Origin of the sequence: Microcoleus sp. CAWBG58, from assembly GCF_020883045.1 — a bacterium.
GTDB lineage: Bacteria > Cyanobacteriota > Cyanobacteriia > Cyanobacteriales > Microcoleaceae > Microcoleus.
The window spans coordinates 1-13,675 of record NZ_JAHRFA010000021.1 but is presented as its reverse complement, the minus strand read 5'-3'; the positions used below and the strand labels follow the sequence as shown (position 1 = coordinate 13,675).

Here is a 13,675-nt window from a genome sequence, read left to right as displayed (position 1 = left end):
GCAGCAAGATTGGTTCGTAGTGAGGACTTCAGTCCGCTATGCAGCAAGATTGGTTCGTAGTGAGGACTTCAGTCCGCTATGCAGCAAGATTGGTTCGTAGTGCGGACTTCAGTCCGCTATGCAGCAAGATTGGTTCGTAGTGCGGACTTCAGTCCGCTATGCAGCAAGATTGGTTCGTAGTGCGGACTTCAGTCCGCAGCCTAAGGAATGAAAAATAAATAAGGTGACTAAGGTCGGAATAGTTTAGCTAGAATCAAGGCTTCTGGGATTTAATTGTACAAGTTATTTCTTTTAATTCCTAAGAGCGGACTGAAGTCCGCACTACGAACGGTTTTTGTTATGCTAATTGACAGGAATTGATATTATTGGCTCGTGCTGTGGTGCATCTCATATCTACGATTGAATGGCGCTATCAAGCAAAGTTAAAAGTCTTAACTCCTGGGTCGGACACAGCAATCCCGTTTTCCTACTTTTCAGAATTGATAGAATTAAGACGCCGGATAAACTCTAAGGGCAAACCGTCGGTATCAGCAATAAAAGCTACTTCATAAACATTTTGCCCGATCGCCTGTTGAGTCGGTTCTAATAAAACTTTCAAAGCTTGAAACTGGTTTGGTTGCTCTTTAGCTGCTTCCTCAAACCGCTGTTTGAGAGACTGCAACCAAGTCGGCAAATCAGTTGTCGCCTCGGTTAAATCGAAAGATAAATGATAATATCCAACATAATGCTCGTCACCGAAAGCATCCGGTGCGGGTTTTGGTTCCGGGATTTGGATTAGTTCGATGCGTCCGTTGAGACCTTCCATCCAACAGGCTAGGGTGTAACCTGTGGTAAAGCGATCGCTCACAGTAAATCCCAACTGTTCGTAAAAGGCGATCGCCCGGTGAATGTTAGCAGTACGAATCGAGGCGTGGTGCATTTTGCAGTTGACAGTTGACAGTTGGCAGTTGACAGTTGACAGTTGACTGCAAAAGCAGTTGACTCCGAAAGCATTTTACCGTTCATAGTTAACAGTTTATAGTTGATAGTTGTCAATTGTTACCTACTACTAATCAACTAATGACTAATGACTAATGACTAATGACCAATGACCGATGCCCGATGCCCGATGACCAATGACCGATGACTATTCAAACAACCGAAAATAGGGATATCTAATAGGAACTCCCGGCTCTTTTTCCAAATCAAAATTAATCACTTCCCAACAAGGTTCCTCTTGAGGATCGGGGCTAAAATCCACAGGTAAACCGTACAGCCGGGGGCGTGGCGAGTCCGGCTGGCCCCGCCAAGGGGTGCTGCGTTCCAAATAAGAGCTGATTAAGTCTCGATAACGTTGGGCAACGATGACGCGAGTTGCTCGGTACCCTTGAGTATAAAGTCGATCGAGCGCTTCGTGAATTTCAAACCGAATTCCGTCGGGGTGAGTGTGTTGGCGATACCATTCATCCTCCCAGCGGCGCCAGTGTCGCCCAGACTGAAGGTGAACGAGTTCCCCCGTTTTTGGATCTGCCTCAAATGCCCCGTGACGCGGACACAAATAGGTATCCGTGAGTGTTAAAGCCGGAATTGTTTGGCGACAGTGAGGACACTGAATTTCCGGGCCAAACATCGGGTATTGCAAGGCAACTTCAATCATTTATGCCGTCCCAACATATTTATCTGCAAAAGTGGCAAATAGTCTTATTATATCCCGTATCAACAACCAGCTAATCTGCTAGAAGTATCACGTTCGACCAAAAAGATGAGCAATCTCAACCAACCTCTGCCTGCACTTCCTGCCTATTGGCCTGCACCGGATCTCTCCCAAGCTGCTTTTGTAGCGAAAGGCGCTGTTGTCATCGGCAGGGTAGAGGTGGCTGCGGGCGCGAGTATTTGGTACGGGGCGGTGGTGCGGGGGGATGTAGAACGAATTGCGATCGGCAAAAGTACCAATATCCAAGATGGAGCAATTCTACACGGCGATCCGGGGAAACCGACTGTTTTAGAAGATTTCGTGACAGTCGGGCATCGAGCGGTGATTCATTCAGCTTACATTGAACGCGGCTGTTTGATCGGAATTGGGGCGATCGTCCTGGACGGAGTGAGAGTGGGTACAGGCGCGATCGTCGGTGCAGGGGCGGTTGTCACGAAGGACGTTCCCCCTCACACGCTAGTTGCGGGAGTGCCTGCCAAGCGGCTGCGAGACTTGTCACAAGAGGAATCTGCGGAGTTGGTGGAACACGCCAAGCGTTACGAAAAGTTGGCTTTGGTGCACGCGGGGAAAGGTTCTGATTTGGGATTTGTTGAGGTGAATGAATGAGATTTTCACGATTCACTCTTAACGTTTTTTTTGACCAACAGTTCTGGACGTATTTCAAGATAATGATGTCATTCTGAGCCTAGCGAAGAATCTCACAGATGTTAAACTAGAGTAATTAAAATCAAGCAAAACAGTATTGATTTATCAAAATCAGGCGTTTAAAACCGCCCATTTTAGGCGGAATGTTTTTAGTGTGGGGTGTCAATCTCATCCTAAAAACCCAACTGTCAACTGTCAACTGTCAACTGTCAACTGTTGAAAATGGCTTACACCGCGCAAAAAATCCTCACCTTTGAAGCATTTGTCGATCGATACTGTAACAACCCCCGCTACGAACTTGCTGACGGAGAATTAGTTGACAGGTCACCCACAGGCCCCCACGAAACCGTCAGTGGCAAATTGGTAGCTCAAATCGGAATTGCGATCGCAGCAGAAAAACTACCTTGGTTTATTCCTCGCACTTGTCTAATCCGTCCATTTTCCGACGCAGCTACTGCCCGCCGTCCCGATATTGTCGTGTTAGATGAAACCGCCCTTTTCAGCGAACCCCTTTGGGAAAGAGAACCAGTGATTACCCTGGGGCGATCGATTAAATTGGCAGTAGAAGTTGTCAGCACTAATTGGGAAACAGATTACGCCCGCAAAGTTGAAGAATATGCTCTTTTAGGAATTCCTGAATATTGGATTGTTGATTATCGCGGATTGGGAGGCGTGGCTTTTATCGGCAAACCAAAACAACCTACTATTACCGTTTGTCAATTAATCGATGGAGATTATACTAAGCAACAATTTCGTTTGGGCGAACCGATTGTTTCTCCTCTGTTAAAGAGCTTGGAACTGCGGTTAGATGATATTTTGCCACGATAAAGTGGCGTGTCAAACTATATATAGGATTGACGTGCGGGTATTCAGAAACCGGGTTTTTTCGATAAAATTTCGTCACAACACGCAGAAACGCATAAAAACCCGGTTTCTTTGGTCTGAGTGGGTAAGTCCTGAGAATGAATATGTTTTTGGGAATATGATAAACTTGAAAACATCCGGCTGAGGCTGTCGGAGGAGTGAAGGTAAAAAGCAGTAATTCAATTTAAAGGAGTTAGACTTAAATGCCCCCAAGCCGCCAATTAGCTGATTTAGAAGAAACTTTAGATTCGTTGTATGAAACTATCGGTGAAGCACAGAAGCGTCTTGCCTACGCTAATGACATATTTGAAAAGAACGCTATAAAACAACGAATTAGGAAAGAAGTTTCGCCAGAAATTCGCAAGTATGAGGCTGAGTATTGGGCTTTGCTCGCGAAAGAGACATATTCTTATGCAGTTGAAGAAGATGAGGCAAGTAGTGCGATTGTAGAGGTTAAGGCGCAAGTTTTACAAGTAATTGAAAGCCAACCTAGTCTGAATGATGAGTTGAAGCAGAAGTTACAAGCAATTCTAGATAAGCTGAATGAACCGGAGACACCTGTAGCAGCTAAAGCGATGTTAGCTTTGCCTCTGATACCTGGGATTTTGTCCTATGAAGTAGAACTGGATACTAAAAACTCGTTGCGAAGGGTATTTGAACCCATCAAAAACCTCTACAAAAGGGCTTTAGAAAAAAAGTAATTAACCCCGATACAGCTTGCCCGTATCGGGGCTTATCAGCATTCCTAGAAAAAGATAAAGACCTATTTTTTGGACGGGAGGAGTTTACACAGCAGTTAGTAGAGGCTGTGAAAAAATATCCTTTAGTACCTGTAATTGGTGCCTCTGGAAGTGGTAAGTCTTCTGTTGTACTTGCTGGACTAATTCCTCGGTTGCGGGCAGAGGGAACTTGGCTAATTGAGTCTTTTCGTCCCCAGACTCAGCCATTTTATGAGCTGGTTTCTGCTTTGGTGCTTGCGTGCTACCCAGAACTGAAAGAAGAGGAATGCAAAGATGATCGGAAGGAAAGAGTCAGCACATTGTTTGACCAGTTTGAGAGGAATAGAAAATTATGGCAGGAAGTAACAGACATCCTGAAAGAACATCCCGGTAAACGATTATTGTTGGTAGTTGACCAGTTTGAAGAATTATATGCGCTTGATAAGCCAACACAAAAACAATTTGTTGATGCACTTTTGGAAGCAATTCAATTCAATTCCAATCTCAAACTGGTTTTGACAATCCGACATGAATTTCTCGACTACATTATAAATTATCTCCCCTTCAAGGAAGCTGCGTTAAAGCCGGAGGGGCACAAGTTTTTAGGGACGATGAACCGAGAGGAAATGAAATCGGTAATTGAATTAATTGACAATAGTACACAGAAAAAGATAGTGGAATTGGAGGATGGACTGACGGAGAGCATTTTGGATGATGTGCAGCAAGAACCGGGAAATTTACCACTACTAGAATTTGCTCTAACACGACTGTGGTCAGAAAATAGTGGAGGGATATTAACTCATCAGACATACGAAAAGATTGGCGGTGTGAGAAAGGCATTAGCCGATCATGCAGATGAGATTTATCGCAAGCTGGATGAGGAAGAGAAAAAACAGTTACAGCAAATCTTTGTGCAGCTAGCACGTCCAGGACAAAAGATGGATGTTGCTGAGGAAGAGAAAAAACAGAGACAGCCAAGTTTTGTGGGGACAGATACTCGACGGTTGGCTACTCGCGCTGAAATCGGGGAAGATAATTGGCGGTTAGTACAAAAACTCGTTGGCGTAGACCTAAATATAAAGAACGAGAAAAAGCTACCGCTGTTAGTAACTGGACGGAATGAGAATACTGGGGAACAGACTGTTGAGGTTGTCCATGAAGCGTTGATTCGAGAATGGGGAAGGTTGCAGGAATGGATAGATAATGACCGCGTTTTTCTTGCTTGGCGGGATCAACTGCGGATAACGATAGCGCAATGGAATAAAGATCAGGGGGTATTATTACGAGACAAACCTCTGGTTATTGCTGAAGATTGGTTACAAAAGCGTGAAGCAGATTTAACGAATGAGCGAGAATATATTAAGCAAAGTTTGAAACTGCGGAAACAAGAGCAAGAAGAACAAAAATGCAGACGGCAATTTACTATTTTTGGGTTGACAGGCTTTTCGGTAGTTGCTCTATCTTTGGCGGGAGTAGCGGGGTGGCAATGGTGGCAAACAGAATATCAAAAACAACAAGTTGAAAAAGTTCAAGTCAGCCAAAGCGAAGCCCTGGGTAACTATTCAAATGCACTCTTTAATCGAGATCAACAGTTTGATGCACTGATAGAAGCTTTACGAGCAGCAAAACCACTTCACTCAAAGCCCAAGCCACCAATGGGGATTGTGACAGCATTGCGACAAGCCGTTTACGGAGTAAGAGAGCGCAACCGCTTGGTAGGGCATAGCTATGGAATCTGGAGTGTCAGTTTTAGTCCCGATGGCAAAATCTTAGCTTCTGGTGGTCATGACAGCACAATCAAACTTTGGGATGTTTCCACAGGCAAAGAACTCACCACTCTCACAGGGCATAAATATCCAGTCTATAGTGTCAGCTTCAGTCCCGATGGCAAAACCCTTGCTTCTGGAAGTGTTGCTCACACTATCAAACTTTGGGACGTTGCCACAGGCAAAGAAATCACCACCCTCAAAGGTCATACAGATACTGATGTTGATTATGTTGATAGTGTTAGTTTTAGTCCTGATAGCAAAACACTGGCTTATAGCGGTATTGCTAACACTATCAAACTTTGGAACGTTGCCACACGCAAAGAAATCACCACCCTCAATGGGCATAAAGATAAAGTCGATAGTGTTAGTTTTAGTCCTGATGGTAAAATCCTGGCTTCTGGTTGTTTTGACAAAACCATCAAACTTTGGGACATCACCACAAGCAAAGAAATCACCACCCTTAAAGGGCATAATGATACGGTTAGTAGTGTCAGTTTCAGTCCAGATGGCAAAACCTTAGCTTCTAGCAGTTTAGACAACACCATCAAACTCTGGAATGTGTCTACAGGTAAAGAAATTACTATGCTTAAGGGGCATAGCGATCGAGTTCGGAGTGTCAGTTTTAGTCCAGATGGCAAAACCCTGGCTTCTGGTAGTGATGACAAGACTACCAAACTTTGGAATGTGTCTACAGGTAAAGAAATCATCACTCTCAAAGGGCATAATGAGATAGTCATTAGCGTCCGTTTCAGTCCCGATGGTAAAACCCTAGCTTCTGGCAGTCATGACACAACCATTAAACTTTGGGATATCACCACAAGCAAAGAAATCAGCACCCTCATCGGGCCTAACAGTTGGGTCGGGCGTTTCAGTTTCAGTCCAGATAACAAAAAGATTGCTTTTACAACAGATGGTAGGAGAATTCAACTTTGGGATATCACCACAAGCAAAGAAATCACCACCCTCATCGGTCATATCCGTCAAATCAACATCGTAAGTTTCAGTCCCAATGGCAAAAATATTGCTTCTGGCGGTCGGGAGAACACCATCAAATTCTGGGATGTCGCCACAGGCAAAGAAATTACGACTTTCAAAGGTCATAACGCTCCGGTCTATAGCGTCAGTTTCAGTCCCGACGGCAAAACACTGATTTCTGGTAGTGACGACAAAACTATCAAACTCTGGGATATCGCCACAAGCAAAGAAATTACGACTTTCAAAGGTCATAACCCTGCGGTATATAGCATAAATTTCAGTCCCGATGGCAAAAAAATTGCTTCTGTCAACGATGAAACTATCAAGCTCTGGGATATCGCCACGGGCAAAAAAATTACCACCCTCAAAGGGCATAGCTATTCAGTCAGTAGCGTAAGTTTCAGTGCCGATGGCAAAACCCTTGCTTCTGGTAGCCAAGACCAAACTATCAAACTCTGGGATATGGCCACGGGCAAAGAAATTACCACCCTCAAGGGGCATAACGGTGGGGTCCATAGCCTAAGTTTCAGTGCCGATGGCAAGACCCTGGCTTCTTGTAGCGGCAACACCATGAAACTCTGGGATATCGCCACGCACAAAGAAATTACCACTTTCAAAGATCACAGCCCTGCGCTCTCGTGCAGCGATATCGTAAATTTTAGTGCCGATGGCAAAACCTTCGCTTTTATCGATAGTGACCGTAGAGTTATATTGTGGAATTTGAATTTTGAGGATTTGCTGGTGCGGGGTTGCAATTGGATACGTCCCTATTTGCAAAACAACCCCAATGTGAGTGAGAGCGACAAGCACCTCTGTGATGGTATTAGCATTAAGAAGTAGAGTAGAAATAGGATTAATCATATCTGAAAAATGCTAAATTCAATCGGAGGTAATTAGCCAATGGATAAGATAGAAAACTATCGCCCCCTAATCAAAAAGATTTTGAGCGAGTACGATCGCCCTTTTCAAACTTACCTAGCTAACTCTAATTTTGGCTCGCGCTTGTTTAAATTGTAACTAGCGCTTTCTTCGAGCAATTGACGAACAAAATTAGGTTCTTGGGAGTTTAATGAATGCAAAGTATCTCGATACAAACGACAAGCATCACCATCATTCAAAATGCGGCTGTGGAGGATTCTCGTCCATTCCGAAGCAACGAGCATTAATTGCGGTACAACTGTCACAAAGGCTTGAATCTGGGCTGACACATCAAAAGATTCTAGAAAATGAATCAAACTAAACATGACTTCTGGCTGTTCGCAGCGATCGTCTAAAATCAGATGTAAATCTGGCAAATCTTCATCTTGAGGACGATCGGCAATTGAGGCTAAAGCATTTTCAAAAGCTGTAACTTCATCAGGCGATCGCATCAATTTATTGGCTTTTAAAATGCTAATCCAGATATTTTCTTGCATCAGCTATTACCTTCCTCATCTGATTCACCTATCATCGGTTTTTGAGAAGCGTGTCGCACGAAAATTATATGAACCATATCATCAACAATCGTAAACAGAATCCGATAGGCATTTCGTCCCTTGCCTTAAACCAGTTGTCTGATTTCTTCATCAAAAAAATTATTCTCAAAGGCGAAAGAACAACGAGAAGGCATATTTTCTAGCGATAAGGTAGCTTTATATAATCCTTCTAACCAAGTTCTAGCCTTCAGAGAAGAATGATTACTTAACCAAAAATAGGCTTCCTCGATTCCTTTTTGTGCTGCGGGTTGGATAATGACTTGATATTTCTGATTCATGCCTAACTATCTAACTTATCAAACAGTTGATTGAAAAAAACCTCCGCTTTTTGCCCTTCCCCTCGATCCATTTGTTCCAAACCCAGTTTAATTCCCTTTAAAGTCTCTAATAACTCAACCGCATCTAAAAGTTTTTGATAGGATTCAGCATCCTGAATCACTAACTCTGCTTTCCCATTGACAGTTAGAACTAAAGGATGTTTTGTTTGCTTGAGCCGCTGCACAAACTCAGTCGTATTACGTTTAAAATCGGTGAGAGAATGTATGTCTTTTGAAAGGTTAATCATAATGATAACATGAAATTAGCATCTAATTAAATGTTAAACGATACCTGCGGAGTTTGTCAATCTAAGCTTGGGTGATATATTGTCGGTAACGAGAATCCTTGTAGGGTGCGTCGCTATCAGATTTTTCAGGTTCTCAAGTAGATGACTGATGGCGACGCACCCTACGATATCTACAGAACTAACTGTTATATACTATTAAGGCTCTGCCGGAATTTGCCCGATCGCCCTTGCCACCAAAATTAAACCATGAACGATCGCACATCTACTCCAAACATCCCTCCACACACCTGGAAACGCGCCATTGGCCTGGGTTGGGATAACCCCTACACAGTCCGCTACGCCAGCAATCTCGACGACGGGCCCTGGCACGGAATGCCCCTAGGCGGGTTCGGTGCAGGCTGCATCGGCCGATCGTCCCGCGGCGATTTCAACCTGTGGCACATCGACGGCGGCGAGCACATTTTTCGCAGTTTACCAGCTTGTCAATTCAGCATATTTGAAGAAGCAAAAGGCAAAAAACAAGCCTTTGCACTGTCCACCGAACCGCCTACAGATGGCAGTTTATCTAGTTGGCAATGGTATCCAGCCGAAGGAAGAAGGAAGCAGGAAGAAGGAAGTTCGGCAGCGAGCAATGTACGGGATGTAACGGATGTAACGGATGGGAGACAGCAGCCTGAAGGGGGAGGGGAAAAGTCTAACTCTGGGACTTATCATGCTTTGTATCCGCGCAGTTGGTATGTTTACGAAAATGTGTTTGAGGCTCAATTAAGCTGCGAGCAATTTTCGCCGATATTGCCTCACAATTATCAAGAAAGCAGTTACCCAGTTGCCATGTTTGAATGGGTAGCGCACAATCCGACAGATGCGCCGATTACTCTCAGCATCATGCTAACTTGGGAGAATATTGTCGGCTGGTTTACCAATGCTAACAAGTCGCCAGAAGTGAAGGTGCGAGATGATGGCAGTCCTTTTTATGACTATAAACCCCGGTGGGGAGAAAGTGGCGGAAATATGAATTTGTTGGTGGAAGATTTTCACCGTTTCGGTTGCGTGATGACGCGGCTGACTGCTGACGATAGGCCGCAAGAAGGAGATGGACAATGGGCGATCGCAACTATTACCAATCCGGCGGTAGAAGTATTCTATCAAACTCGCTGGAATCCTGCGGGGGACGGCGAGGATATTTGGCGGCACTTTTCTCAACAAGGCTTCTTGTTGGATGACAGAGACGAAACAGCCGCCGCCCCAGGGGAACAGTTAGCTTGTGCGATCGCAGTTAGGTTTACCATTCGACCGGGGAAAACTCGCAAAATCCCCTTTATCATAGCTTGGGATTTGCCCGTTACTGAATTTGCATCGGGAATTTCTTACTACCGCCGTTATACCGATTTCTTCGGGCGCAATGGCAAAAATGTCTGGCCGATTATTCGCACGGCGATGAAGCATTCGGATACTTGGCGCGAAAGTATTGAAGCTTGGCAAAAACCGATTTTAGAACAAACTGATTTGTCAGATAGTTTTAAAATGGCGCTGTTTAATGAGTTGTACATTTTAACTCAGGGCGGTACTCTCTGGAGTGCAGCGGATGAACGCGATCCGAAAGGTCAATTTGGGGTTTTGGAGTGTATTGATTACCGCTGGTACGAAAGTTTGGACGTGCGGCTTTACGGTTCTTTTGCTTTATTAATGCTGTGGCCTGACTTGGAAAAGTCGGTCATGATTGCCTTTGCTAGGGCAATTTCGGCGGGTGACGATACGCCGAGAGTTATTGGTTGGAATCAAGCTGCGGCGATTAGAAAATCTATCGGTGCGACGCCGCACGATTTGGGTGCTCCGAACGAACATCCTTGGGAAAAAACGAATTATACTAGCTATCAAGATTGCAATTTGTGGAAGGATTTACCTTGCGATTTTGTGTTGCAGGTTTATCGGGATTTCCTCTTGACGGGTGGCACGGATTGTGAGTTTTTGCAAGAGTGTTGGCCGGCAATTGTTCAGGCTTTGGCTTATCTGAAAACCTTTGATGAGGATGGAGACGGCATTCCTGAGAATTCGGGTGCGCCGGATCAGACGTTTGATGATTGGCAAATGCGGGGGATAAGTGCCTATTGTGGCGGTTTGTGGCTGGCGGCGCTGGAAAGTGCGATCGCGATCGGCGAAATCTTAGAAGATGCAGCACCGGATATACTTCCGAATCCGCAAGAGAAGATTGCATTATATCACAGTTGGCTGTTACAAGCAAGACCCAGCTATCAAGAAAAACTGTGGAACGGTCAATATTACCGTTTGGACAGCGAGAGTAATTCGGAAGTTGTGATGGCCGACCAATTGTGCGGTCAATTTTACGCAAAACTGTTGGAATTGCCGGATATTGTGCCGTCTGAATGTGCAGTCAGCGCTTTAGAAACTGTGTATGAATCTTGTTTCTTAAAGTTCAATGATGGCGAGTTCGGTGCGGCAAATGGCGTGATGCTAAACGGTTCGCCGGAAAATCCAAATGCGACTCATCCTTTGGAAGTTTGGACGGGGATTAATTTTGGGTTGGCGGCTTTTTTGGTACAGATGGGAATGGAGGAGAAGGCGTTTAAATTGACAGATGCGGTGGTGAAGCAGATTTATGAGAATGGGTTGCAGTTTCGGACGCCGGAAGCGATTACGGCGGGGGGGACTTTTCGGGCGAGTCACTATTTGCGGGCGATGGCGATTTGGGCAATTTATGGGGTGTTGACTAATTTTAAATAGGCCATTGGTTCGATAAAATTAGGTACGTTGTTGGGCTTTAGCCCTCGGGATTTAAGAGGTTCTATAAGCTATCAGTCATGCCTCACCTTTATGATAAAGGCTATAGCATTTATCATAAACATGAGGTATGATTGTAAATGGAGTTTTTGATGCGACCTCACTTACTATATAATCCAATACGGTTTATTTAACGCTTTTTGAATAATTTTATATGACGATTTTCTGGCAATACAGGCATTTTTGGCAAGTCAGATTTTTCTTAAGGATCGCAAATTAAATAATTTATACAAGGAAATTGGAATGGGCGGGAGAGCCCGTTCATAAAGGACGGGTTCTCCCGCCCATCCCACAAAAACCATCAAATTGTAAGTTATTTAATTCTCATTCCTAAGTCAACTGTATTGCTATATAATCACTATAATCACTACTCTAAGAGGGCTAAAGCCCAACAACATACCTTTCGCAAGCTTAGACAATTTTCTGTTACCATAAAGTTTTTTGAACATTTTATAACTATCTAAACTTGCAGAATAAATCATCATGCCCGAATGACTGTAATCTCTCGGCCTAATGGACTAAGATGAATTTCAGTTTTCAGCCGTTCTTCCAATTCTAGTGCATTGTCTCTTTTATCAAAAATTACCAACCAACCCTCATCTTGTCCCAATCTCGCTAAATACCCATCCAACTGTTCCAATCCTTTACTCAAAGGATCCGCTTTCCTATTCCGCCACACCTTCAATTCAATTCCCAATGTGACTTCACCATAACGCAAACACAGATCCATTCGATCGCGCCCAATGGCATATTCTCTCTCTAACGTTCCCCCACCATTAATCACCCGATGCAGAAACGCCATCAACACCAAATGTGGCGCAATTTCGGGATAAGATGCACTTTTAAGTAGCGGTTCGCCATGTTGCAGCCAAAAGGCGAGAAAGGCCTTGAGAAGGGCATCCGTGTTTAATTCTCCGTTGGCGCCCAACCAACTGGGACTGATAATCGGTAAACTATCTTGGGGGCCTTGGGCTAAAACTCGCGGTAGCACTTCTCGATAAATCGGATTGGCAATTACTAGCCCCCCAGCCGGATCGCGTCTGAGTAAACCCAAGTCTACCAAGTATTGGCGATCGTCATTGGAAGACTCTGGCAATTCTCGTCCGGCTAAAATCGGTTCGATAATGGCTTTGACTCGGTTTTCTCTGAGTTTTTCTGCTAAACTATCTAAATGCGTATCTTGTCGTTTAATCAGAATCTCTTTAGCTGTTAAAATATCCTCGGCTGTAATTTCTATTGATTCATCAGACACTAACTCTTCTACGATTTCTTTAGCTAACGCATTCACTAACCAAGGTTGTCCCTGAGTGAGTTCATAGGCTAAAGCTGCGGCTTCTGGACTAAAAACTTGTCCGGTATCTTCTGTATGTTGATTGTAGAGTTCAACCACTTCCGCAGCATTGAAATTCCGCATAGTGAGGGAACGAACTTTAATATTAAATGGACTAGAAGTATTTAGCCTGTCACTGCCACCTGCGGCCACTTTATAATCTCTGACATCTCGCAAACCAATTAAACCAACTGATTGAGGAAAAGCGTTTGGACGATTGGGATAACCATCGCGTAATTGACGTAGAATTGAAATTAGAGCTTGGTCTTGCAATGCGTCAATTTCGTCAATCAAAATCACTAAAGGACGAGGGGAAGACTGTGCCCACCGTTGTAAAGCTGCCCTAATTTTTTGTCCTGACTCGATGCCTGTCCAATCTGGAGGTTGAAGTTCCTTCGGAAGGCGAAAAGCAATATTATTTCGCCAAGCACCGAGAATAGCATTTTCTGCGCCAGCAATATCTTGACTGAAAGGTGCGCCTACTTCAACTGACAGCATGACAGCGGTATATTGTCCGCTTTCGGTGAGTTGTTTGGCTAAAGACAACATGGCAGTGGTTTTGCCGATTTGTCGGGGTGCGTGGATGACGAAATAGTTTTCCTGGGCAATCAGTCTTTCTAGGTTGGGGATTCGACTGGTTGCAGACAGCATATAGTGGATATCACCACGGCAGGGGCCAGCGGTATTGAACCATCTAGGCATAGGTAAATTGGGGTTTCAACAGTTGACAGTTGACAGTTGACAGTTGACAGTTGACAGTTGACAGTTGACAGTTGACAGTTGACAGTTGACAGTTGACAGTTGACAGTTGACAGTTGACAGTTGACAGTTGACAGTTGAC

General features: G+C 44.3%; 13 protein-coding genes. 6 read left to right on the top strand and 7 right to left on the bottom strand.

Annotated features, from left to right (window positions below; genetic code table 11):
• Nucleotides 1–466: 466 nt before the first annotated feature.
• From QZ918_RS11700 to QZ918_RS11690, 3 genes are all read right to left on the bottom strand, one after another.
• Entirely contained in the window at nt 467–919 is a 453-nt protein-coding gene (locus QZ918_RS11700; RefSeq protein ID WP_293334974.1) for a VOC family protein, read from the bottom strand.
• On the bottom strand, nt 844–1,035 hold the full coding sequence (locus QZ918_RS11695; protein ID WP_293334971.1) for a hypothetical protein: 192 nt from the start codon (nt 1,033–1,035) through the stop codon (nt 844–846). Before QZ918_RS11695 ends, QZ918_RS11700 begins: the two co-directional genes overlap by 76 nt.
• A gap of 91 nt (nt 1,036–1,126) precedes the next feature.
• Nucleotides 1,127–1,636 carry a TIGR02652 family protein gene (locus QZ918_RS11690; RefSeq protein WP_293334968.1) on the bottom strand — a complete coding sequence of 170 codons (510 nt, stop codon included), beginning with the start codon at nt 1,634–1,636 and terminating at the stop codon, nt 1,127–1,129.
• A 105-nt stretch (nt 1,637–1,741) separates the two neighbouring features.
• Here QZ918_RS11690 and QZ918_RS11685 point away from each other — a divergent pair, with 105 nt between their 5' ends.
• From QZ918_RS11685 to QZ918_RS11665, 5 genes are all read left to right on the top strand, one after another.
• Complete coding sequence (locus QZ918_RS11685) at nt 1,742–2,299, top strand: gamma carbonic anhydrase family protein (RefSeq protein ID WP_293334965.1); 558 nt, start codon at nt 1,742–1,744, stop codon at nt 2,297–2,299.
• A gap of 136 nt (nt 2,300–2,435) precedes the next feature.
• Nucleotides 2,436–2,558, top strand: coding sequence for a hypothetical protein (locus QZ918_RS11680; RefSeq protein ID WP_293334962.1), 123 nt, complete (start codon nt 2,436–2,438; stop codon nt 2,556–2,558).
• 2 nt (nt 2,559–2,560) lie between these two features.
• Nucleotides 2,561–3,166 carry a Uma2 family endonuclease gene (locus tag QZ918_RS11675; RefSeq protein ID WP_293334957.1) on the top strand — a complete coding sequence of 202 codons (606 nt, stop codon included), beginning with the start codon at nt 2,561–2,563 and terminating at the stop codon, nt 3,164–3,166.
• A 239-nt stretch (nt 3,167–3,405) separates the two neighbouring features.
• On the top strand, nt 3,406–3,903 hold the full coding sequence (locus QZ918_RS11670; RefSeq protein ID WP_293334952.1) for a hypothetical protein: 498 nt from the start codon (nt 3,406–3,408) through the stop codon (nt 3,901–3,903).
• Nucleotides 3,903–7,505 (top strand): nSTAND1 domain-containing NTPase, encoded by a 3,603-nt coding sequence (locus QZ918_RS11665; protein ID WP_367275326.1) that lies wholly within the window; start codon nt 3,903–3,905, stop codon nt 7,503–7,505. Before QZ918_RS11670 ends, QZ918_RS11665 begins: the two co-directional genes overlap by 1 nt.
• A 131-nt stretch (nt 7,506–7,636) precedes the next feature.
• Here the strand turns inward: QZ918_RS11665 and QZ918_RS11660 are convergent, their stop codons facing one another.
• The 3 genes from QZ918_RS11660 to QZ918_RS11650 all read right to left on the bottom strand — a co-directional run bounded on the left by QZ918_RS11660 (nt 7,637) and on the right by QZ918_RS11650 (nt 8,705).
• Nucleotides 7,637–8,080 (bottom strand): Imm30 family immunity protein, encoded by a 444-nt coding sequence (locus QZ918_RS11660; protein WP_293334946.1) that lies wholly within the window; start codon nt 8,078–8,080, stop codon nt 7,637–7,639.
• Between the two features lie 125 nt (nt 8,081–8,205).
• Entirely contained in the window at nt 8,206–8,418 is a 213-nt protein-coding gene (locus QZ918_RS11655) for a hypothetical protein (protein WP_293334943.1), read from the bottom strand.
• 2 nt (nt 8,419–8,420) lie between these two features.
• Complete coding sequence (locus tag QZ918_RS11650; RefSeq protein WP_293147394.1) at nt 8,421–8,705, bottom strand: type II toxin-antitoxin system Phd/YefM family antitoxin; 285 nt, start codon at nt 8,703–8,705, stop codon at nt 8,421–8,423.
• A 246-nt stretch (nt 8,706–8,951) separates the two neighbouring features.
• Here QZ918_RS11650 and QZ918_RS11645 point away from each other — a divergent pair, with 246 nt between their 5' ends.
• On the top strand, nt 8,952–11,447 hold the full coding sequence (locus tag QZ918_RS11645) for a GH116 family glycosyl hydrolase (protein WP_293334940.1): 2,496 nt from the start codon (nt 8,952–8,954) through the stop codon (nt 11,445–11,447).
• Between the two features lie 538 nt (nt 11,448–11,985).
• Here the strand turns inward: QZ918_RS11645 and QZ918_RS11640 are convergent.
• A complete protein-coding gene (locus QZ918_RS11640) occupies nt 11,986–13,536 on the bottom strand; it encodes an ATP-binding protein (protein ID WP_293334937.1) in 1,551 nt (516 codons plus the stop codon).
• Nucleotides 13,537–13,675 lie beyond the last annotated feature (139 nt).